Consider the following 19,906-nt stretch of genomic DNA (forward strand, 5'->3'; position numbering starts at 1 on the left):
CTTTCATTTATATCTGTCAAATTGCCTCAAACACTCTGAGCTTTGAGCTCTTTGATCTGGAATTCTCCTCAAGCTCCCTTTCTCCCGGTATGATCGGTTTTCTCGTTATCACCTTGCCGAGAGGCTTTCTTCCGCATGTGCACACCGGAAAGTTCGGTGGACAAATGCATGGATTTTCATTTTTCCTGAATGCTAGCTTCACTATCCGGTCCTCAAGGGAATGAAATGTGATGATACACAATCTTCCTCCCGGATTCAGACTTGCTATCATGCCGTCTATTGAATCCCTGAGCACATCAAGCTCCCTGTTAAGCTCTATCCTGATCGCCTGAAATGTCTGCTTGGACGGATGTCCCTGTCCATTCCTTGCCTTTGCCGGTATGGAGCCACGGATTATATCGTTGAGCTCTTCGGTCGTCTCTATCACCTTGTTCTCACGGTACTTGCATATATGATATGCAATACTCTTTGCATATCTCTCCTCTCCGTAATCCTTAAGTATACGGAACAGCTCAGCCTCGGAATAATCATTGACTATATCCTTTGCAGTCTTTGTCTGCCTGTTGTCCATCCTCATATCCAGTGGAGCATCAACCCGATATGTGAATCCTCTATCCGCATTATCGAGTTGATATGAAGACACTCCCAGATCAAGGAGTATCCCGTCCACCTTCTGTATGTTCAGTTCATCCAATATTCTTCTGAAATTCTGGTAATTATCCCTGACTATGGTCACCTTATCCCCATACGGCTCAAGTCTCTTCGACGCTGCAGCTATGGCATCCTCATCCTGGTCGATACCTATAAGCCTGCCGCCCTCACCAAGCCTCTTCACAATCTGCTCTGAGTGTCCGGCTCCCCCTAATGTGCCATCCACATAGATGCCATCCGGCTTGATATTCAGGTTGTCGATGGTCTCCTCAAGCAAGACCGACTTGTGCGCAAATTCCATAATCAATTACCATTCTCTTCTAAAAACTAAAATCAAGTGCATCAAGCTCATCTGCAAGCTCGTCCATGCTGGCCTGATTATCACTCATGTTCTCAGGGCCATCCCACTCTTCCTTGCTCCAGATCTCCGCTTTCTCACCGTTACCGATGACATACACATCCTTGTCTATATGTGCATATTCTCTCTGCTTCGGAGATAGAAGTATTCTTCCCTGTGCATCCGGCTCACACTTGACCGCTCCGGCAAGAAAACCTCTCTTGAAGGCTCTGGCCGTTCTGTTGGTCATAGGAAGCTTGTTCAGCTTCTCAACGAACTCCTCCCACTCTGTCATTCCATATACATAGAGACAGCAGTCGATTCCTTTGGTTACCATGAATGACTCCCCGAGTTCCGAACGAAGTTTTAATGGCATGATCAGTCTTCCTTTTGCATCAAGCTTATGTTCATATTCACCTGATAAGCATCTGGACATCCCGATCTCCTCCTTTCGTATAACTCCGGTTCAATCACCACTTTTCACCACTTAGTTGCACAGTAATGCCACTTGTAACCACTATTCTATACTATAGCCCCCCAAATTGCAACCCTGTTATATGAAAAAAGTGTGTGCAAATACGCAAAAAAGCCTGTAGATCTAACAGTTTTCACTGTCAAACCTACAGGCTTTTTGTGGTGGGGACAAATCCCAGTTTTTTCCCATTTCGTGGGGGATATCTCCACCTTGTGGGTATTTATCTGTATTGTCTCCCTGTTATATTATTTTTATTGCCACTTTTTCTGCGCTGAAATGCTATTTTGTGGCATCTTTGTCATCTTTCTTTTTTTTCTCCAGCGTCATCTGATCCACCACTGGTCTCCACTTCTGTACCGGCAGCGTCTGCTTCACCACTGGTCTCCACTTCTGTATCCGCAGGATCACATTCGCCACTAATCTTCACTTCTGTGCCAGCGGCGTCTCCCATAACTGCAGCAGGCCAGCCACGCTTGGCACATCTTACATAATTTATGACAAGCAGTACCACGGCAGTTACAAAGCATACAAGTGCAAGCACCTGGGATACCTTGATCCCTGTATTGCCGATCATCAGGGAATCACTTCTGAGACCTTCGACGATAAATCTTCCGAGTCCGTATCCTCCCACATATATGAGAGCGAACTCTCCTTTGAATTTCTTGTGCTTTCTATATATAAATAAGAACACAAGCAGCATAAGATTCCATAAGGACTCATACAGGAATGTCGGATGGACCGTTATGCAATCCATGCCGTCTATATTCACCACATTGTCCAGCATCTTCTGTGTGATGACCCCGGTTCTCTCCAAATAGTCAAGATTGCCATCAGATCTGTAGTAATCAAGCGGAATCGCCATGGCCATCTTACTGTTCGTATATGCGCCAAATGCTTCTCTGTTGAAGAAGTTTCCAAATCTTCCAAGTATCTGTCCGATCAGTATTCCAAAAGTGGCTGTATCCGCCATGAGTACAAAGCTGACTTTTCTCACCTTGCAGAATATTACCGCCGTGATGACTCCCGCTATGATTCCACCATATATGGCAAGTCCGCCGCCTCTGATATTCAGCATGGCTTTGAGTGTAGCTCCCACATCGCCCTGCACTATATACTGGTCAAGTCTGAACAGGATATAGTAGAGTCTTGCTCCAAGTATGGCCGGGATGATAAGTATAAGTATGAAATCCAGATACATTTCAGGATTCTGTTTTGTTCTCTTTGCCTCGTTGGTGACAAGTACATATGCCAGCAGGAATCCTATCATGATGATGATCCCGTAGAACCTCACCTCAAAGCTTCCTATATTGATATGGTCACCTATGTTTCTGAGGGTTATCCCAAGATTCGGAAAGAATATGCTTCTAAAATATTCTGATATCTGAGACATATCGTTACATCCTCCTAGATTCATTTACACGTTGAACTTGAAGAGAATAACATCTCCATCCTCAACCACATATTCCTTGCCTTCCTGTCTTACAAGGCCCTTCTCCTTGGCCGCAAGCATGCTTCCGCAGTCCATGAGATCCTTGTAGCTGACAACCTCCGCCTTGATAAATCCTCTCTCAAAGTCTGAGTGAATCTTGCCAGCTGCTCCAGGTGCCTTCGTTCCCTTCTTGATGGTCCATGCCCTTGACTCTGTCTCTCCGGCTGTCAGATAACTGATAAGACCAAGAAGTGAGTAGCTTGCCTTGATAAGCTTGTCAAGACCAGACTCTTTAACTCCAAGATCCTCGAGAAACATCTTCTTCTCCTCATCATCAAGCTCTGCCAGCTCCTGTTCTATCTGTGCACATACTACAAATACCTCTGCATCGAAGTCCTTTGCGTATTCCTTTACCTTCTGCACGTTCTCATTTGAAGCGCCATCGTCCGCAATGTCTTCCTCGCCTACATTTGCGGCAAATATTACAGGCTTCCATGTGAGAAGGTTATATTCCTCTATCCACGCCTGCTCGTCCTCATCTGTGACCTCTATGGTCTTTGCAAGCTTACCATCCTCAAGGTGAGCCTTGATCCTCTGCTGGAAGTCAAGCTCCTTCGCAAGCATCTTGTCATTTCTTGCACCTCTGATGGTCTTGGCGATCCTTCTGTCGAGCACCTCTATATCTGAGAATATCAGCTCCAGATTGATGGTCTCTATATCTCTGATCGGGTCTACGGAACCGTCAACGTGGATGACATTTGTATCCTCAAAGCATCTTACAACGTGAACGATGGCATCAACCTCTCTGATGTTCGCAAGGAACTGGTTTCCAAGTCCTTCTCCCTTTGATGCGCCCTTTACAAGACCCGCGATATCTACAAATTCTATAACAGCAGGTGTTGTCTTGGCTGAGTTGTACATCTCTGTGAGCTTGTCCAGCCTCTCATCCGGCACTGCAACGATTCCTACGTTTGGATCTATTGTACAGAACGGATAGTTAGCTGATTCCGCTCCTGCCTTTGTAAGTGAATTGAAAAGTGTACTTTTTCCCACGTTTGGGAGTCCTACGATACCTAGTTTCATTTTATATATTTCCTCCTTAAAAACCTTGATTTTATGCGGCTTTGCAGGCTTCGTATTTCGCTGGTGTACCAATTAGTGTACCAATCTTGTTATATTCGCATGAAAATACATGAATTTTCATATTGCAACACCTGCCTTCAAAGCCTCTGCCACAAGGTCTATTTCTTTTTGTTTTTCTTCTTCGGTTATATGAACATACAAATTCATAGTGATACCAATATTAGAGTGTCCCAATATTTTCTGTAAGGTTTTTGGCATCATTCCACCTTCAATACATCTAGTTGCAAAAGTATGTCTTAATACATGCATCGAAAAACGCTTGATTCCTGCTTTATCGCAAATTTTAAATAAAGCTGTATCATAAGTGCTATTTTTTACAGGTTGCCCCTTTCTGCAAAGGAACACTGTATCAGCCCACTCTTTATCTATCACTTTGAGTTTTCTGTTCTTTTCTTTTTGAGCCTTAAGAATACAAATTGCTTCGTCCGTAAGTGGTATTGTCCTGTATCCAGACTTGCTTTTAGGCGGTCCAACTCTCCACTCACCAACTTTGTACCTAAACTCCATCGATCTTTCGATTGTAAGAGTCTTCCTTTCAAAATTAATATCTTCCCACTTTAGACCAACAAGCTCTCCTGTTCTAAGTCCCGTCTGCAACGCAAATCTATACTGATACTCATAACTCTGTCCTTTAGCTGCCGCAAGGAAACGCCTTTGATCATCAATTGTAAGAGCCTCTTTTTTATCTGATGGCTTGCCAATATCACTCTTCACCGATTTCTTACAAGGATTTGTTATTATAACTTCGTTTTCCTTTGCAAACTCTAACATGTTATACAATGCAATTCTAGTCTGATAAATGGTTGTCGTCTTATATCCTTCATCCGCCATATCTGAAAATATTTTCTGACAATGTATCGGTTTCACTTCTGTAAGAAGTTTATTCCCTATCACGTTCTTGATATTTCTTTCATAACGTTCGGAATAATTACGAACCGTATTGGGTCTCACTGTCTTTTTCTTTAGATCGATCCAATATTCAAACCACGCATCCACAAGCATGTCTGTAGCATTCTCTAAATCACTATGTTCATCAATATATGTTGCATCTGCTATCCATTGTCTGCATTCCTGCAGTTTCTTAAAACGTTTAGATTTCCTTCGTCCAAATCTATCAGTAAATCTAGCCACATAAAGGCCATTCGTCTGCTGAGAAATTCCGACACCCAGTTCCTTACCTTTTAAGCTTTTTCCCATTCTGGCTCCTTTCCACAAGAAGCCCCAAAATAGCAGAATAAGTATACTACATTGAGGCTTGTATTTCAATATTTACCATACATATGTGTTCACAATCTACTCATGAGTAAACGAAAAAATGCTCTATTATATTTCAATATTCTCGGATATAAACTTCTCAAACTCCTTCCGTTTCACCAGTTTCTTTTTTCCTACATATAACACAAACGGACATCTTGGTGCTCTAAGCAAGCTTTCAATTCTATTTATTCCTATATTGGAATATTCTGCCGCCTCTTTTATTGTGAGCGTTACTTTCTGATAAATAGGCACCTGTCCCTGCACTTCTTTACTGTTGTCCGTTATCAAGCACATTCTGTTCCCCCCTATTCAAATTTTCATTATCCAACGCCAATTCCCTCACAATGACCTCATTGATCTGCTGAATGACACCCTCATCCTTTATCTCACCAAGTACATTTATGATCTGACGCTCTCCTATCGTACACATCTGCTCTCCCATAAAAAACGTATCCTTGTAAAGCCTTCCATTCACATCCTTAGCTGTGACCTTCACATGTACCGGAAAATCCTTCTTCTTATCCTGCGTTGTTCCAGGCATTACAGTAAATACCGGTGAATGTGCATTGGCTGTATTGTTGCTAATAACTACACAAGGTCTGATTCCTGTCTGCACACACTTACCCTGATTTTTTAGTTCTGCCCATATCACCATATTTCTTCTAATCTTCATCTGTGAACCCCCCCTTCTTTGGTGGCATATACAGGTGCATCATCGGCTCCTTCTCATCTACTGTAAATATACGAAAGCCTGCCTCCTTAATAAGTCCAACTCTGTAATATGCATCTGCTATTCCATAAGAAATTGTATCCATATTTACGCATACAACAGCTTCAGCCTTTCCCTGCCTCATACACTCTATTGCACCACTGAAGTAGCGATTATAAACCACTCGTCCCATTATTCCACGTCTGACAATCGCCACTGGGATAAGATTATTCTGTTTTGTAAATTCCCTGATTCTGTTCAACTGCCTGTTCTCTGCCTCTTCAGCTTTTATTTCATTGTGCTGCTCATCTGATGACAAAATAACAATACATCTTGTTGGATTTGTCATCAGTGGTTTCTTATTTCTGCCTTTTCTTCTCATCTCGTACTCCTATATAATGAAATTTCTTTCAAAATCTATCTTCTTCAAATGTTGATGCTGCGTGTCAAGTTTTCGTGGAACTCAATACGCCCATACACCGTTCGCGAACATCTTCTAATGCCTCATCCTCTGTCGGATATATTCCAATCACAGAACCATCACCGGCTCTCACAATCGTTCCATAATCTGTGATAGTAAACCTGATACCTATCAGATTCTCAGTAACGGGTTCTGAAGCTTTCTGATCTGTTTCTAACATCCTGCTCCGTTATCAGGTTCTGCTTTCACCTGAACTCCAGTGTTCAGCACATACACCATCACATCCAGATCCCCGGCTTTCAGAAGAAATGCCTCCAGATCATCTCTATCCTTTGTGATATCATTTATCTCCCTGACGAAAATCACTTTGACATAATCCTTTTCCATCCACTCACAAAGGCTTGTCACCTTATCACGGTCAATATCATCCGAAGCCCCTTCATCAACGATAATTTCCACAATCGGCAGTTCTACACTCTTTGCCTTATCCAGCATATCTGCTGCCATATCCATGATCTTATCAACACTCTTTCTGGACTTGATAAAGCCAACTCCCATCACTTCATGCTCTCTCTTAAACTCATTCACATTACTTCTTGTAAATTGCATATCGCTTTCCTTCTTTCTGTAGAATTTGAAACCGATATTTGTGCACTCATATCGCTTTTTGTTCCAGTCAGCGTCCTGTCTGGTATGCATTTATCATACTGTACCTGCTCTTTCAAAGTACTCCCTGCAAAAGTGAACCTTCTTCATCATTTCATCTTTCAAGGACGATTCTGTATACTCTCATACAATCTGGTAATAAGCTCCGTCTGCTCCTTGGACATGCCAGTATTCTTCTTACCAAATAGAAGGTAATCAGCGGAGCAGCCAAACTCCTGGCATATCAAAACAAGCTGATAAATAGAACATCTGGCAACTCCTGTTTCAATCCGAGACACCTGGTTCCCATTTATTCCAAGACAGGCTCCAAGCTGTGCCCCTGTCACCTCATTTTCAATACGGATATCCTGTATCCTCTGTCCAACCTCCATCATCATCTGTTTTTCTTCTGAATTTGCTTCTCTCTTCATTTTCTACATCCTTTCTGATCGTCGTTCTGGCAACCAGAAACGGATTGTTTTTCATATTCAAAATAAGAATCGCCACACTTGCATAAAAAAAGACGCTAAGAGAAAGCCAGATCCAGTCTGGTTGCTTTCCCCTGCGTCTTTGGTGCTGCCATCTTCCGATGTGCCCGTATCAGGTGGGCTATTATTCAATTTTCACACATCAGATTCTGAAAGCGCCATCTATCAGACGGCTAATCAACATACCCTCAGTATATTTCTTCAGAATCATCACACGTTTACATCTGTCACACTTCACTCCTATACCTTGAAGTGCAACCGCAGAATCATCTCCGCACACATGATAGTTCATCATCAGCTTCTTACATTGTCTGCAGCGTATCTCAATCACATCTTTATTATTCATACTACAGTTAAGCTCCTTTCTAAATACAAAAACCATCTCTTTGTACTTGAAAAGGAAAAGGGAATCACCTTTGCAAGCTTGCTTGCCGGGAGTTCCGCGCATACCTCTCGTATGCCCCGGTAAATGCTGATCTTTGAAGCCAACTGACCATGATACATCAAGGTCAGGCTCTTCCCTCTACAAACCATAAATTATTATCCTCGTAATATAGATGACTTTCTCTGCCATCAATCATACATGTGTACCTCATTCCAACACCTCCCGCTTTCAGGCTCGCCGCCCTTCTCATATCGTTTACCCGTTGTATCTCATAAACCGTTCCGTCCTTCCAGCGGAGACTTCTCGGTATCAAAATCCCATCCGTGGTAAATTCTGCAAGCACATCTACATATACCTTATTACTCATTGCCTTAACCTCCTGCCAATCATCACTAACAAATCTTAATTGTACGTGGGCAGTCCTTGAGTCTTGCAATATAGCCACATTCCTCCAGTTTTCTAAGATATGCCTGAACGCTTGATGTGGATTTCAGTCCTACATGCTTTCCTATCTCTCTGACTGTCGGAGAATACCCATGTTCCCGGTTAAAATCGCAAATAAACATATACACAACTGTCGTTTTCTCATTCAAATCATAATACATAATTTAAAATATCCTCCTTTTACCTGCCATCTGGCAGTAATCGCGTATGCCAAAGTGTCAAAGCCACCTTGTGCACCGTTAAGTAGAGCAATATGCCCTTAACCAAAGTATCCATGTGGATGAACCATATGGTCTTCCTCCTTTCCAGACTATAACAGTCTCATAGTATAGCTCATGTAGTGTTTCTTTCGTGCTCCAGTATAATGCTCTCATCAAGCGACTGTCAACTGACATATATGTCCAGTTTGCTCTTATTTGGAGATTTTGTGCTTGCATGATATTTCATCCTGATATATACTATACGGGAAACAATCAACCAAATTCGAATAGAAAAGAGGCGTAAATATGCATTCCATAGGACAAATCATATCTGAAAATAGGAAAAAACTAGGACTATCACAGGAAGATCTTGCCACTAAGCTCCAGGCAAAAGGATTTAATCTCACCAGAAAGGCAGTCTCCAAATGGGAGCAGAATGCCACTGAGCCCGGCATATCACTCTTCCTGTCGCTGTGTCAGATTCTTCAGATTGAAGATATATACGAAGCATACTTTGGAAGCAATCCATATAATCTGTTTGATGGATTGAACGAAGAAGGTAAACTAAAGGTTCTCGACTATATCAGCCTTTTGCATGCCTCTGGCAAATACGAAAAGCACGTATGTCAGATCATTCCTTTTCTCAGAGCCATCACGGTATACGAAAATGCAGTATCTGCTGGTACTGGAAACTTCCTTGAAGATGGTCCAAGCAGGACTCTTAACATAGATGAAGCTCTGCTGCCTGAAAACACTTCTTTCGGTGTAAAGATCAGTGGTGACAGTATGGAACCAGAGTTCCATGATGGAGACATTGCATGGGTAATCAAACAGGAAACTGTTGAAAATGGTGAAATCGGCATTTTCTCCCTGAATGGAGATGCCTATATCAAGAAACTACGAGAAGACAAGGAGGGTATCTTCCTTGTATCACTAAATAAAAAATATGCACCCATCCGTGTCAGTGAAAATGATCGTTTTGATGTATTTGGAAAGGTCGTAGGAACCGGCAGCGCCACAGATTTATCTATCTAAATAGCGAACCATCAAATTCGTGCGCATTATTTTGGACATATATTCCACTATACTTTGATTTAAAGACAAACTTAGAAAACTACAAGGAAGTGATTGAAATGGCAGTTGTCAACAACTTAAAAGAAATCCGCGAAAGCCGTGGCATCATTCAGGATGATCTTGCAGCTGCAACAGGCTTCTGTACCAGAACCATCAGTCGTATTGAACGTGGCGAAGGCACTCCATCCGCTGAATTTATGCTGCGAATATCCGCATACTTCAACCTGATGGTTGAGGATGTATTTCATATAGAATAGTAGAGACTGGGGCAAACTGCCTCAGTCTCTACTGTTTATTATGGGGAGAGTTACCTGAAAAATAGCTTTTAAATAAAACCCCATCTATATTTTTATTTTCGTATACAAACTCCCACGTATTTATAGAAGATGTCTCTTGAAGTGTTTTTTTTTACATCATCATAAGCCATTCTCATATACTGTGCTACAATTTCCGATTTAACATTACCCGTTAGATGTCCAAACGCAGGCAACGTTATTGTAAAAATCTGGTTTTTTATCGCTTCAACAAGTGTACTGCGAGTTGCCGTATATATAATTCGCGGATCTAAAATCGGTTGGGGAATCCTCATCGTTGGTGTATGTAGTATTTTTTTGTTATACCCCGGTATATCTATAGTTAAACATGTTCCTACTGGTTGTTCGCCAAGAAATTCTTTCTGAATTACCCTTTGCACATTTGACTGTAATTGTTCGCCAAAGAAATCAACCAGTGCCTTATCAAGCCCTCCATCCATTATTCCAAATGAATTTGCCGCACTTGTCACTCCGTCTATTTTTTCTATATGATCTTTTAGAAAGCTCTCTATATCGCAACAACAAAGTTCAACATTAGTCTCCCATTGAAAATACTTCATCAAGCTATCTATCATTTTTTCATCAATATCTATTATATATATTTTGTCCAGGAACTTCACTTTCCCATTTCCTTTCACCTGTCTATTTCGTAGATTTGCAACGTTGCCCATTCAATTTCTCTCATACCACTGTCTAAGATTAATCACTCAGCAATGCAATCTCAACTCCAACCACTCCATACTCCTTCTCCTCCTCACTGCTATAATATTTTAACATTGTTGAAGGCTCAAAATCATTTTCTTCAATCAGATTCTTTTTAACAAGCACTTCTTTTAATTGCACAAAAGAATCCGCTTTATGAATATCCACAACATAGGTCAATATGTTTTGTCCGGTATCTGTATTTGTAAATAATATCTTATCTCTGGGTTTGATAAGCCGTCTCTTTTCATCCCAGAGTCTGAACTCAATTTTCTTCTTGCCGGCTTCTATTCCCTCGAACGGATCTGGTTTTAATCTCATTTCATGAAGCATCACCTGCAACCTCCTGATCCTTTGCTAAAGATATATCTCCTCATCAGTAGTAACGCAATAACAGCCCAATGTTCCCCCTTGTTCCATGTGTCCAGCTCCGGCGTCAATATCCATATAGTAATCTGTTCTGTAGAACTTATTACTCATATCTTTATTTAATCTGAAACAAGGAACATGTCCCACAATAATAAATTGATCAAACCGTTCTTTATCTTTCTTGGGGACTTGATGTAAGTCCATACCAACCATATAACTGTAAATATTATTTTCAAAAGCCTTTTTTATACTACTCTTAACATTAATTGTTCCATCTGCGTTCATTACATAATTATTTCAATCAATACCAGTATGCGTAACGATTACATTTCCTAGATATCGGGAGCTAATTTCCGAGTAAATAGGCAAGTGCTCCAAAAAGGATAATAAATTTTTCTTCTCAAAGGCTGTCATGTTTTTAATCGACTTTAACGTGTCTCCACCTCCAAAGGCCGTCCATGTTCTCTCATCAAGAACCTTATCTGTATTCTTTTCGCCAAGAACACCGTTTAGATACATAACGGCAAATAACTCATGATTACCAAGCAGCAATTCCATCGAGTTATCTAAAATATATGGTTTGACATATCTCAACAGAGCAATCCCATCCGGCCCTCGATCCAAAATATCTCCCATAATTATCAAATTATCTTTTTCTCCATCAAATTCTATCTTCTTAAAATTTGCTTAAATTCTAACAAATTACCATGAATATCTGATATTAAATATAGCATATTACTCCTACCCATTCTGATCTATGTTTTCATCAATTTTCTTAAGTTCCGATATAAATGATTCATCCTGTCTAGGCCAAATAAATCTCGTTAACAACCCTATAAATATCTCTTCCGCAGACAGCAGACTCATACATACCATTACAATATACAATATCTTTGAAAAAACATTGATTTCTGCAAAGCACTCCCCAACAGCTACTGTTGCAAGTCTTACATTAAAAGGAATCGTAACAAATAAAACAAGAACGAACATCCATATACTTTCATTCTTTTTAATGAAAGACACACTTTTCACAGCTAAACACAATATTCCAACTGCAGTTGCAATTCCCCATAAACCAAATGTACATGTCAATCCTGAACATACGGAAGAATACAATATCATACCTACATTGACTGCACCTATTACTAATTTTGCCATATCGTATCTCAAATTCATTGAAACAGCGCTCCTATCCATATACTGATATCTGCAACTACTACAAGCGGCACTATAAATTGAAAAACTAAAATTACAAGACTTACACATATATTTGCTGCCCCACATATACCATGTACAGCAAAATAATCGACTCTTCTTTGTCTATCAAACAACACAGAAAGATTTGCTTTTGCCGCATCGACAACGAAACCTCCAAATAGACTGCTTAAAGCATGTTCCCCATCTAATCCTTCAGTAAAAGCCAAGTTCATGAGTACTAAAAAAACATTCTGTAATGCGGCAAATAACAGAGCTACTTTCCATGGTCTCAAGAAATTTCCAAATGTTGCCAATATCATAAGTACTCCTGCTAACAACAAATTCATTTCCACACCAGCAAGATTAATCTGTGCTCTTTTTGTATTGCTCTTTATCTCTGATTCATCGATTAAAACATATGCACCAAGGAACATTCCATTCAACATCACTCCAGCTTCAAACACTCTTCCATTTTCATCACTTAAGCAGGAAAAAGCATGTGCAGATTCGTGCAATATCGTTCCCAGAAAAACACCTCCAATACTTCCCAGTAATATATTCAATATAGTAGGATCTTCCATCCCCCATGTATTTTCATATGCAAATATACAGTAAAGCCCATATGCAAAAACCGGCAGGAATAAGATGCACAACAGAAAGTTCAATATTCTAGGAATTACCGAATTTGTTCTAGTCTTATTAGGAATAATCAATGTATATAATTTCATCTCATCTATATGCATACTTCTTCCTGCTTCTCTTACTAGCATACATTCTTTTAAGAATCTAAAGTAGCTGGTACATTCATCGGCTGAAAATCCTTTCATCCTATATGGATTTCTATTTCCATTAAGTCTTGTCAAATATCTAGCCTCTCTGTCTGACAACTTAATCGTTTCATCAATCAGACAGTTTTTCGCTATTACACCATCACGTGTTCTTTTCATCACAACCCAATTAGCACAACACGGATACTTTCCATTTACATTAATTTTTGTTGGCATAAACTCACCTCCACATCTACCGACTTATGCCAATATATCCACAAAATAATCTGCTTTCCCCATCTCCATGAACTTACACAGATCCACAACATGTTCATTAAAAAGCATAAGTTTTTCCTTACCATCTTTCCATGGATACAATCTGTCCGCGTGATAATGTCCCCAGGCCCATCTACGATAATCCAACTGGTTTTCAATTTCACCCAAATACAATTCCATGGTCTTATCTACCTGAGATTGATCAATTGAGCCAAGGAACAAGTCATTCGGTTCAAATTCTATAGGACATGTATGCGAAATAACCAAATCCACTGATTTTTCATGATTAACCAGCATTCTTCCATACTGCATTTCTTCTTCCGATAGCTGCTCATCAGCAAACCACTGCCACCCATTTGCCAATCTGAGTCATTTGTCAACAGAGTATGCTCCTGGCAAAGACAATGTCTTGTAACCTGCAAATTCATAAATAGCCGGACCATCCACAAGATATTCGATATTCGGAAAATCATTTTCAACATAAACCAATCCGCCATATTTTTCTATCGGATTCCATCTCGATGGATTGCGCTTAATCACATCACTGACTCTAGATTCATGATTTCCTCGCAAACAAATATATGTAAATGGCAGCTTTGATAGTGATGTCTTGTAATAAAAATCCGCCAATCCTGTTATTGAATAGTTTAATCCAACATCTCCTAACAATATGATATTATTCTGGCAATCATCCAACTTTAGTCTTTCTCTATGATGATTATAAAAATACTCTATGGCTGCAGCTTCGCCATGGATATCTCCTAGTAAAAACCAATTTTGTTTCACTACACCCTCCTGTTAGCTAGAAACCACGCGTAAACAAAGCAATATCGTGATTTATAAGCTGTAAACAGACTTCCTTTGCAGCTTTTTTATCACAAAGTACCGAATACATTACAGTTACTGTATTTTTGTTGTTCATTGAGCTTCTCACTTCACACTCATGAACCAATGACGATAAATATATGTAACCATTCCTCTTCTCTATATCTGCAACTGTGTCCAGCATCATATCATTATAATCATCATCTACAAATTTATACTCCAAACTATGCATCACATAAAGCTGCTGGTTTGGATTGCTCTCTTCGTTATCCAATCCATAGAATTCAAACTTCAACTCAAACCACTGTGCATAGCAAGAATCAAGGTAAAATCCACTTGTAAATCCTGTTTTATTACCATTGCTATTTGTGTCGATTCTAATATGTATCTTTTCATTTATGACACTTTGCAGCTTATCAAATTTTTTAATAAATGCAGCATATGGCTCGTTATTTAAAATATCATCTCGTTCTTTCTTCCTGAATATCATCATATGTCCATCTCCTCCTATAATGTATACTTCACAGTTCATTGTCATATATAGTAATAATCTCATCCTCAGGTTCTTTGATTTCTTCTAATATCTAGTCATCTGTCTGTTTATTCAGAAGACTATTATCTCTTATCCATTTTATGGTATCTATATTTTCCTCGAGCCTATATTCATCTCCATAGTCTTCATGAATACTTAGTTCTCCTCCATATCCCGATATTCCAATTCCATCTTGTATATCTTCAGCATTAAGACCATACTCTGCACAAACCTTTGCATAATAATCCTCGTTTAACTTATCATTTGGAAAGCATTTAAGTGCTATTGGCAGCGCTATAATGACTATCGCCGCACAGACTCCAGCATTGCGTCTTACCACCTGTGTGCTTCTAAGGAATCTTGAGATAATAATCTGTTTTTTTCTGTCTATTCTCCTTATCCTCTTAGCAATTATACGAACAACTCCAAGCAGCGATATCACAAATAGTCCCACTCCTAACCACCTAATGAAACTAAACGCGTATTTCCCAATAGTTAAAACTGTATAGGATCCAATGCCTAATAAAATATCTTGAACAACCCCTTTACCACTCCGATTATAATTGTAACTGAAAAGAATTCCGAACACACTGGTCAATAACATGCAAATAATCAACCTTGGAATTGAATTATTATATTTTGCGATTGGCACAAAATAGGGAAGTATATTATATACGTCAAATGACCCTAATATGAGCCCATACAAAAAATGATCAAACAAGTATTCGCCCTTTGAGAGTGTTGATTTATCCTTGAGTTTAATCCCCTGTTTTCGCATGTTACCAGCCTCCTTCGTGTATCTATATCGTTTTCTATTGTTATTCTACGCATCTTTATGATTTCTTCTCATTAAAGCTCAAGTACAATTCTGCATAATCAAGTTCGTCAACATCAAAAAATCTATCTATTATACTGCAGTAAAGCGAAAACGAATAATATGTTCCACTAACAGCAGGATAATTTTTCCATCAGTTCACGTGGATATCATTATCTTCACTTAAAACACCATATAACTCTTCTTATATTCCGTCTCTACAGCGTACAACTACGATCTTTCTTTTATTTGTAAATCTGCCCCCTTATGTTTGTCCATAAATACTAACCATTCTTCCTCATTTATTCATCAAATTTTGCTTATTCACATTTATCATCTAACACTGCATACACCTCTACATATGCCAATTTATCCACCTCCAGATACCGAGAAATGTCTGCACAGTACAAAGAAAATGAATAATAACTATTTATAGTTGAAAAGACTTTATATGTAGAAAGTATATGTAAAATTTCTCCTTGCTCATTGCACAAATTGGCAAATACTCTGAACTTCTTCATTTCTCGCATGTCTTTTGCAAATGAAATAGCTCCATTTACAAATATATCATTTTCACTGTTTTTACTGCCATGAAGTTGCGCAAATGCCAGAATTTGACCTTTTGCTATCTTCACCTCTATATTTTTCATATCTATCTTTCTCTCCTTACCGCCCACATCTCTACATTTTTACATTATATAAATTATTATTTGTATAACATCCAAGGGAGGGATTAAATTTATCCGTATTGGCGATTGGAAAATGCAACTCCACACATGACTTATCATTCTCATACGCAGTCAAAAAACTTTTATGTGGCTCTTTTTTTAATATTTCTATATTATTAAGCACTGCATTACACACCTTCCTTTCACCAATACGGAATAGTCTTCTTACTCCACTCTTATATCTATGTTCTCTATATCTATTTTTTTCTCCAGCTCTTTCTTGAGCTGATCTGCCTTTGTCTTGCTCAACCCAGAAAGAACTACGATCTCACCACCTCCATTTTTCTTTTTTGCATGATCATATAAATCCTTTGCTTTTGAAACCGGCATCTCCATCACTTTCATCAATGCTTTGATCACTGCAGTTTCATATGGTGTATTTATTGTAATAGAATACCTTTTTCTCTTTTTTTCTGTACTGCTCATCTTCTCCTTATTATTGCGCTCCATTTCCTTACGCTTTTCTTCACGTTCTTCGGCTTCGAGCTCTGCAATCTTTCTGTCAATATCTTTTATCATAGCATCCAGGCTTGATTCATCTGTGACATCAAATGGATATGGAAATGGAAGGTTTTTTCTGACTTCTAAATCATCCTCCTTTAACATACCTGCCGCTTTCAGTCTCTCATTTTTTCTTGCTTTTACGTACTCCTTCACATCAAAAGTTTTCGTTTTTTTTCGTTTTCTATATATAATGCCTCTATCTATTTCTTTCTTCTCATCCGTCAAATTAAACAAATCTGTATAGTCCGGAAATCTTGTTATATACTTTGTTCTTCCTGAAATAATGACCAAGGCCTGACCAACATCCATAGCGCCAAGCTGGACAGGAGAAATAAGAGGTTCTTTCTTAACAAGCCCATTATCTAATAGGGTTTCCTTCTCACCGCACATCCTTGAAAATTCGGAGAGGGTTTCGTAATTTGAAACTCTATATAACACCTTAACGGATGTATTAGATATGATCGTTGTAGCGTTACTTTTACCATAAATATCATCAAGCTGTGACAAACTCTGCAATACCAATTCTACCCTGACATTTCTCGACCGGCCAGCACTAAGCAAATGTGGAAGGTTAGAAATAGATTCTCCGATGTTCCCGAGCTCATCTAAGCAGAAGTTGATACGTATGGGGAGCTTTCCCGACCATAGATTTTCTGCAATATAAATATAATGATTCATAAGCTGACTGATAAGCATTCCAGCAAGTTCCTCATATATAGGCGTTTCATCCGGAAGTATAATGTATATAATAACCGGCTTATCGCCCTTAAGGGTATTAATATGAATATCATCATTACTCAGGAAACTTCTCACTCCACCACTTCTCGTTGCAATAGAAAGCCTATTAAGAAAGCTTGATCGAATTCCTCCACGAGTTTCTGATGCCGTTGATACATAGCTCTGAAGCCCCATTGCCACATTCTCATTTCCATCATCCAATGCAAAACTCACTAACTCTTTCACATATGTACTTGCACCATACTTTTCATCTCCAAGCTGAAAAAAATAAAAGAGGCTTGTCAAATTCACCTCTTCAGGTTTAGCATAACTAAAGAGTGAATATACTGCTCCTTCAAACATATTTCTTGCTTCTGTCGTCCAAAATGGGTTTTCATTTGGTGGAACAGGATATAATGCATGCGCTAAGTCATCAACCATCTGTTCAGCCCTAAAAATATTCTCATCTGTTCCCGTCTTCCAAAGTTCATAGGGAGCTGCCAAAGGATTCCAACAAGTTACATCATCCTCTCTATACAAATTTCTGAAGTCAAACTTGTAAATCTCATACTCCTTGGGTACCGACCTTATAGTACTACTGTATATCTCACCCTTCGGATCTGCGATAACAAAGCTTTCCTTATTAGTGCTATTTGTTAAGGAATTCAGAATCATAGGTATTATAAGTCTTCTGCTCTTACCTGTACCCGACTCCCCAAGTATCGCTATATGAGATTCATCGGAATAGGCAAATTTCTCATCATTTTCAAGGTACAATATAGGACCTGCCCCATTCTTACTCAATGTCTTTTTCTTCTCGCGATCAGTTGCCCAACGCTCGCTTCTTCCCATACTAATAAACCTCCTTATTATTTCCAAATTTCTGTGTAGCTTTTATTGTCAACAATGGCGGTTTTACGGAATAATCAGCACCAAAAGCCAGCTTCTCACTACAGGCTATTGCCTCTCTTACCGAATTGATATCTCTCGCCACGGTGTTTTCCAGAATTTTCACAGTGCTTTCTTTATCCTGAATGTCTATTCCTCTATCAATGATATTCTGAGCAATAATACATGCATAATCACGTGAAGATTTCTTTTCGACAGAAATAACATCAACTTTTGCCAATGTCTTTCGCAAAGTAGAAATCAGTCGCTCCCCTTTTTTCCCAAGAGTTGTATCACAGAATAAAATCAATGTTGCATGCTTAGCCACTCTTTTCAAATGAGTCAGGAAATACTCCACCTGATATTCATTCTGATAGTTCACAAGTCTCGACACATCAATAGAAACCACGCCCTTATATTCATTACCATAAATTGCATTGTCCTCAATATCAGAAAACATCCACTTAATATATGGCAATGCTCCTTCTGGTTTATATTCAACGTACTCATCGAGCCCATTGAAATCTCTTAATTTATTACTGACTAACATGTCTGTAATCACCTCTGTTATGTAGGTCTGACCATCTCCTCCATCAAGAAGAATAATAAAGTTAGGAAGACTGGCGACCCTGTTTGTATAAACCAGCTTATCTCTTAAGATGTTTTTCATCTCGTCCATTACACCGTCTACTCCATAAAAATCTAAAGATCCGCTCATCAATCTACACCTCCAACAACTCTTCCGGATAACCTATGATATCCACAATTCCATAGCGCTTTGCCTCGTCTGCATCCATCCAATGATCTCTCTCGATATCTTCTGAGACAGTGTCAAAATCCTTAGCACACTCCTCTGAAAGAATACGAGTTAAGTTATCTTTGACTTTCATAATATGATTAACAGCAATAATCATCTCGGTTGCCTGCCCCTGTGTTCCTCCAAGAGGCTGATGTATCATTATTTCCGAATTGGGTGTTACATATCTCTTACCACTTTTACCTGCCGCAAGAAGAAATGCTGCCATAGATGCCGTTATTCCATTTGAAATTGTCGCAACATCACATCTACATGCATACTTCATATAATCAAAGATCCTGAATCCTGCACTTACAGATCCTCCCGGAGAATCCAACATCACGTATATATCATCATCCGACTTTCCATTCAAATACATCATCTGAGATATAACCGAGGTTGCAAGATCACTATCTATTTCGCTATCTATAGTAATCAACCTCTTTTTGAAGAACATCTCACTCCGTAAATCTGCCATATGATCTGTTCCGTTTGTGTTTGTTATGATATTTGGTGTAAATATTGCCATTTTTTCTCCTCCTTCGTTAATAAAACTTCTTGGTTTCCCACTATCCAGTGACCAACCGGAGTCTATGTCGCAGCCAGCCACCGGATTTCGACCGATCACCAATCGGTCTCTTCAGGTGGGGATATGTTACACTAACTTCTACAGGTATCTCTCCATGATCTTGACTCCATTGGGTGTGCCTCTGTTGTATTGCCGTGCTCATCTGTGTGATGATGATCATGCTTATCCCAGTAACTATTCTCTGATGTATATGTCTCTATATGATTTGGATATACATCAATCTTTGCATC

General features: G+C 39.3%; 30 protein-coding genes. 2 read left to right on the forward strand and 28 right to left on the reverse strand.

What is annotated here, in order from left to right; all coding sequences use genetic code 11:
• Nucleotides 1-16: 16 nt before the first annotated feature.
• From rsmH to ABUA31_RS02995, 14 genes are all read right to left on the reverse strand, one after another.
• Nucleotides 17-952, reverse strand: a complete 936-nt coding sequence (gene rsmH / locus ABUA31_RS02930) for a 16S rRNA (cytosine(1402)-N(4))-methyltransferase RsmH (RefSeq protein ID WP_015533170.1) — start codon at nucleotides 950-952, stop codon at nucleotides 17-19.
• A gap of 19 nt (nucleotides 953-971) precedes the next feature.
• Nucleotides 972-1,424 (reverse strand): division/cell wall cluster transcriptional repressor MraZ, encoded by a 453-nt coding sequence (gene mraZ / locus ABUA31_RS02935; RefSeq protein WP_015533171.1) that lies wholly within the window; start codon nucleotides 1,422-1,424, stop codon nucleotides 972-974.
• 337 nt (nucleotides 1,425-1,761) lie between these two features.
• Nucleotides 1,762-2,853 (reverse strand): prolipoprotein diacylglyceryl transferase, encoded by a 1,092-nt coding sequence (gene lgt, locus ABUA31_RS02940; RefSeq protein WP_022217208.1) that lies wholly within the window; start codon nucleotides 2,851-2,853, stop codon nucleotides 1,762-1,764.
• A 24-nt stretch (nucleotides 2,854-2,877) separates the two neighbouring features.
• Nucleotides 2,878-3,975, reverse strand: coding sequence for a redox-regulated ATPase YchF (ychF, locus tag ABUA31_RS02945; protein ID WP_349092960.1), 1,098 nt, complete (start codon nucleotides 3,973-3,975; stop codon nucleotides 2,878-2,880).
• A gap of 117 nt (nucleotides 3,976-4,092) precedes the next feature.
• Entirely contained in the window at nucleotides 4,093-5,232 is a 1,140-nt protein-coding gene (locus tag ABUA31_RS02950; RefSeq protein WP_349818514.1) for a tyrosine-type recombinase/integrase, read from the reverse strand.
• Between the two features lie 126 nt (nucleotides 5,233-5,358).
• Entirely contained in the window at nucleotides 5,359-5,586 is a 228-nt protein-coding gene (locus ABUA31_RS02955) for an excisionase (RefSeq protein ID WP_008401832.1), read from the reverse strand.
• Complete coding sequence (locus ABUA31_RS02960; protein WP_349818513.1) at nucleotides 5,561-5,965, reverse strand: type II toxin-antitoxin system PemK/MazF family toxin; 405 nt, start codon at nucleotides 5,963-5,965, stop codon at nucleotides 5,561-5,563. Before ABUA31_RS02960 ends, ABUA31_RS02955 begins: the two co-directional genes overlap by 26 nt.
• On the reverse strand, nucleotides 5,955-6,383 hold the full coding sequence (locus ABUA31_RS02965) for a recombinase family protein (protein ID WP_349818512.1): 429 nt from the start codon (nucleotides 6,381-6,383) through the stop codon (nucleotides 5,955-5,957). Before ABUA31_RS02965 ends, ABUA31_RS02960 begins: the two co-directional genes overlap by 11 nt.
• 64 nt (nucleotides 6,384-6,447) lie before the next feature.
• Nucleotides 6,448-6,642 (reverse strand): hypothetical protein, encoded by a 195-nt coding sequence (locus ABUA31_RS02970; RefSeq protein WP_008401835.1) that lies wholly within the window; start codon nucleotides 6,640-6,642, stop codon nucleotides 6,448-6,450.
• Nucleotides 6,636-7,121, reverse strand: coding sequence for a hypothetical protein (locus tag ABUA31_RS02975; protein WP_119962753.1), 486 nt, complete (start codon nucleotides 7,119-7,121; stop codon nucleotides 6,636-6,638). The genes ABUA31_RS02970 and ABUA31_RS02975 overlap by 7 nt, the downstream gene beginning before the upstream one ends.
• 68 nt (nucleotides 7,122-7,189) lie before the next feature.
• A complete protein-coding gene (locus ABUA31_RS02980; protein WP_176931718.1) occupies nucleotides 7,190-7,498 on the reverse strand; it encodes a helix-turn-helix domain-containing protein in 309 nt (102 codons plus the stop codon).
• A 199-nt stretch (nucleotides 7,499-7,697) separates the two neighbouring features.
• On the reverse strand, nucleotides 7,698-7,901 hold the full coding sequence (locus ABUA31_RS02985; RefSeq protein WP_349818511.1) for a hypothetical protein: 204 nt from the start codon (nucleotides 7,899-7,901) through the stop codon (nucleotides 7,698-7,700).
• Nucleotides 7,902-8,064: 163 nt separating this feature from the next.
• Complete coding sequence (locus tag ABUA31_RS02990) at nucleotides 8,065-8,307, reverse strand: hypothetical protein (RefSeq protein ID WP_119962755.1); 243 nt, start codon at nucleotides 8,305-8,307, stop codon at nucleotides 8,065-8,067.
• A gap of 25 nt (nucleotides 8,308-8,332) precedes the next feature.
• Entirely contained in the window at nucleotides 8,333-8,545 is a 213-nt protein-coding gene (locus ABUA31_RS02995; protein ID WP_349818510.1) for a LexA family protein, read from the reverse strand.
• Between the two features lie 345 nt (nucleotides 8,546-8,890).
• Between ABUA31_RS02995 and ABUA31_RS03000 the strand changes: the two genes are divergently transcribed.
• Together ABUA31_RS03000 and ABUA31_RS03005 are read left to right on the forward strand one after the other, a co-directional pair.
• Nucleotides 8,891-9,619, forward strand: a complete 729-nt coding sequence (locus tag ABUA31_RS03000; protein ID WP_349818509.1) for a S24 family peptidase — start codon at nucleotides 8,891-8,893, stop codon at nucleotides 9,617-9,619.
• Nucleotides 9,620-9,717: 98 nt separating this feature from the next.
• Nucleotides 9,718-9,915, forward strand: coding sequence for a helix-turn-helix transcriptional regulator (locus tag ABUA31_RS03005; protein WP_117548695.1), 198 nt, complete (start codon nucleotides 9,718-9,720; stop codon nucleotides 9,913-9,915).
• A gap of 92 nt (nucleotides 9,916-10,007) precedes the next feature.
• On the opposite strand, the gene ABUA31_RS03010 is transcribed toward ABUA31_RS03005, so the two are convergent.
• The 14 genes from ABUA31_RS03010 to ABUA31_RS03075 form a co-directional block, all read right to left on the reverse strand.
• Complete coding sequence (locus ABUA31_RS03010; protein WP_349818508.1) at nucleotides 10,008-10,643, reverse strand: macro domain-containing protein; 636 nt, start codon at nucleotides 10,641-10,643, stop codon at nucleotides 10,008-10,010.
• A gap of 28 nt (nucleotides 10,644-10,671) precedes the next feature.
• Nucleotides 10,672-11,007, reverse strand: coding sequence for an ASCH domain-containing protein (locus ABUA31_RS03015; protein ID WP_349818507.1), 336 nt, complete (start codon nucleotides 11,005-11,007; stop codon nucleotides 10,672-10,674).
• Between the two features lie 24 nt (nucleotides 11,008-11,031).
• Complete coding sequence (locus ABUA31_RS03020) at nucleotides 11,032-11,328, reverse strand: hypothetical protein (protein ID WP_349818506.1); 297 nt, start codon at nucleotides 11,326-11,328, stop codon at nucleotides 11,032-11,034.
• A gap of 12 nt (nucleotides 11,329-11,340) precedes the next feature.
• On the reverse strand, nucleotides 11,341-11,715 hold the full coding sequence (locus tag ABUA31_RS03025; protein WP_349818552.1) for a metallophosphoesterase: 375 nt from the start codon (nucleotides 11,713-11,715) through the stop codon (nucleotides 11,341-11,343).
• 69 nt (nucleotides 11,716-11,784) lie between these two features.
• Entirely contained in the window at nucleotides 11,785-12,201 is a 417-nt protein-coding gene (locus ABUA31_RS03030) for a hypothetical protein (RefSeq protein WP_349818505.1), read from the reverse strand.
• Nucleotides 12,202-12,215: 14 nt separating this feature from the next.
• Complete coding sequence (locus tag ABUA31_RS03035) at nucleotides 12,216-13,244, reverse strand: zinc metalloprotease (protein WP_349818504.1); 1,029 nt, start codon at nucleotides 13,242-13,244, stop codon at nucleotides 12,216-12,218.
• A 24-nt stretch (nucleotides 13,245-13,268) separates the two neighbouring features.
• A complete protein-coding gene (locus ABUA31_RS03040; protein ID WP_349818503.1) occupies nucleotides 13,269-13,595 on the reverse strand; it encodes a hypothetical protein in 327 nt (108 codons plus the stop codon).
• Between the two features lie 57 nt (nucleotides 13,596-13,652).
• The gene (locus tag ABUA31_RS03045; RefSeq protein WP_349818502.1) at nucleotides 13,653-14,069 is read right to left on the reverse strand and encodes a metallophosphoesterase family protein; all 417 of its coding nucleotides are present in this window, start codon (nucleotides 14,067-14,069) and stop codon (nucleotides 13,653-13,655) included.
• Nucleotides 14,070-14,085: 16 nt separating this feature from the next.
• Nucleotides 14,086-14,601, reverse strand: a complete 516-nt coding sequence (locus tag ABUA31_RS03050) for a hypothetical protein (protein WP_349818501.1) — start codon at nucleotides 14,599-14,601, stop codon at nucleotides 14,086-14,088.
• Nucleotides 14,602-14,692: 91 nt separating this feature from the next.
• Entirely contained in the window at nucleotides 14,693-15,418 is a 726-nt protein-coding gene (locus tag ABUA31_RS03055; protein WP_349818500.1) for a hypothetical protein, read from the reverse strand.
• Between the two features lie 356 nt (nucleotides 15,419-15,774).
• Nucleotides 15,775-16,104, reverse strand: coding sequence for a hypothetical protein (locus tag ABUA31_RS03060; RefSeq protein ID WP_349818499.1), 330 nt, complete (start codon nucleotides 16,102-16,104; stop codon nucleotides 15,775-15,777).
• A gap of 243 nt (nucleotides 16,105-16,347) precedes the next feature.
• Nucleotides 16,348-18,255 (reverse strand): type IV secretory system conjugative DNA transfer family protein, encoded by a 1,908-nt coding sequence (locus ABUA31_RS03065; protein ID WP_349818498.1) that lies wholly within the window; start codon nucleotides 18,253-18,255, stop codon nucleotides 16,348-16,350.
• Nucleotide 18,256: 1 nt separating this feature from the next.
• Nucleotides 18,257-19,009 (reverse strand): hypothetical protein, encoded by a 753-nt coding sequence (locus ABUA31_RS03070; protein ID WP_055223857.1) that lies wholly within the window; start codon nucleotides 19,007-19,009, stop codon nucleotides 18,257-18,259.
• A gap of 4 nt (nucleotides 19,010-19,013) precedes the next feature.
• Complete coding sequence (locus tag ABUA31_RS03075; protein WP_055223855.1) at nucleotides 19,014-19,616, reverse strand: ClpP family protease; 603 nt, start codon at nucleotides 19,614-19,616, stop codon at nucleotides 19,014-19,016.
• Nucleotides 19,617-19,906 lie beyond the last annotated feature (290 nt).

Origin of the sequence: Coprococcus sp. RTP31081st1_H1_RTP31081_211007, from assembly GCF_040227275.1 — a bacterium.
GTDB lineage: Bacteria > Bacillota > Clostridia > Lachnospirales > Lachnospiraceae > Coprococcus > Coprococcus aceti.

Coding starts and splice junctions, on each gene's coding strand:
- ABUA31_RS02985 (WP_349818511.1), bottom strand. CDS start 7,901: ATGAATAATAAAGATGTGATTGAGATACGCTGCAGACAATGTAAGAAG.
- ABUA31_RS02960 (WP_349818513.1), bottom strand. CDS start 5,965: ATGAAGATTAGAAGAAATATGGTGATATGGGCAGAACTAAAAAATCAG.
- ychF (WP_349092960.1), bottom strand. CDS start 3,975: ATGAAACTAGGTATCGTAGGACTCCCAAACGTGGGAAAAAGTACACTT.
- ABUA31_RS03065 (WP_349818498.1), bottom strand. CDS start 18,255: ATGGGAAGAAGCGAGCGTTGGGCAACTGATCGCGAGAAGAAAAAGACA.
- ABUA31_RS03070 (WP_055223857.1), bottom strand. CDS start 19,009: ATGAGCGGATCTTTAGATTTTTATGGAGTAGACGGTGTAATGGACGAG.
- ABUA31_RS03010 (WP_349818508.1), bottom strand. CDS start 10,643: ATGGGCAACGTTGCAAATCTACGAAATAGACAGGTGAAAGGAAATGGG.
- ABUA31_RS02970 (WP_008401835.1), bottom strand. CDS start 6,642: ATGTTAGAAACAGATCAGAAAGCTTCAGAACCCGTTACTGAGAATCTG.
- ABUA31_RS03055 (WP_349818500.1), bottom strand. CDS start 15,418: ATGCGAAAACAGGGGATTAAACTCAAGGATAAATCAACACTCTCAAAG.
- ABUA31_RS02980 (WP_176931718.1), bottom strand. CDS start 7,498: ATGAAGAGAGAAGCAAATTCAGAAGAAAAACAGATGATGATGGAGGTT.
- ABUA31_RS03005 (WP_117548695.1), top strand. CDS start 9,718: ATGGCAGTTGTCAACAACTTAAAAGAAATCCGCGAAAGCCGTGGCATC.
- ABUA31_RS02995 (WP_349818510.1), bottom strand. CDS start 8,545: ATGTATTATGATTTGAATGAGAAAACGACAGTTGTGTATATGTTTATT.
- ABUA31_RS02975 (WP_119962753.1), bottom strand. CDS start 7,121: ATGCATACCAGACAGGACGCTGACTGGAACAAAAAGCGATATGAGTGC.
- ABUA31_RS03015 (WP_349818507.1), bottom strand. CDS start 11,007: ATGCTTCATGAAATGAGATTAAAACCAGATCCGTTCGAGGGAATAGAA.
- ABUA31_RS03035 (WP_349818504.1), bottom strand. CDS start 13,244: ATGCCAACAAAAATTAATGTAAATGGAAAGTATCCGTGTTGTGCTAAT.
- ABUA31_RS02950 (WP_349818514.1), bottom strand. CDS start 5,232: ATGGGAAAAAGCTTAAAAGGTAAGGAACTGGGTGTCGGAATTTCTCAG.
- ABUA31_RS02955 (WP_008401832.1), bottom strand. CDS start 5,586: ATGTGCTTGATAACGGACAACAGTAAAGAAGTGCAGGGACAGGTGCCT.
- ABUA31_RS02965 (WP_349818512.1), bottom strand. CDS start 6,383: ATGAGAAGAAAAGGCAGAAATAAGAAACCACTGATGACAAATCCAACA.
- ABUA31_RS03030 (WP_349818505.1), bottom strand. CDS start 12,201: ATGGCAAAATTAGTAATAGGTGCAGTCAATGTAGGTATGATATTGTAT.
- ABUA31_RS03050 (WP_349818501.1), bottom strand. CDS start 14,601: ATGATGATATTCAGGAAGAAAGAACGAGATGATATTTTAAATAACGAG.
- rsmH (WP_015533170.1), bottom strand. CDS start 952: ATGGAATTTGCGCACAAGTCGGTCTTGCTTGAGGAGACCATCGACAAC.
- ABUA31_RS03040 (WP_349818503.1), bottom strand. CDS start 13,595: ATGCAGTATGGAAGAATGCTGGTTAATCATGAAAAATCAGTGGATTTG.
- ABUA31_RS03020 (WP_349818506.1), bottom strand. CDS start 11,328: ATGAACGCAGATGGAACAATTAATGTTAAGAGTAGTATAAAAAAGGCT.
- mraZ (WP_015533171.1), bottom strand. CDS start 1,424: ATGTCCAGATGCTTATCAGGTGAATATGAACATAAGCTTGATGCAAAA.
- ABUA31_RS03060 (WP_349818499.1), bottom strand. CDS start 16,104: ATGAAAAATATAGAGGTGAAGATAGCAAAAGGTCAAATTCTGGCATTT.
- ABUA31_RS02990 (WP_119962755.1), bottom strand. CDS start 8,307: ATGAGTAATAAGGTATATGTAGATGTGCTTGCAGAATTTACCACGGAT.
- lgt (WP_022217208.1), bottom strand. CDS start 2,853: ATGTCTCAGATATCAGAATATTTTAGAAGCATATTCTTTCCGAATCTT.
- ABUA31_RS03000 (WP_349818509.1), top strand. CDS start 8,891: ATGCATTCCATAGGACAAATCATATCTGAAAATAGGAAAAAACTAGGA.
- ABUA31_RS03075 (WP_055223855.1), bottom strand. CDS start 19,616: ATGGCAATATTTACACCAAATATCATAACAAACACAAACGGAACAGAT.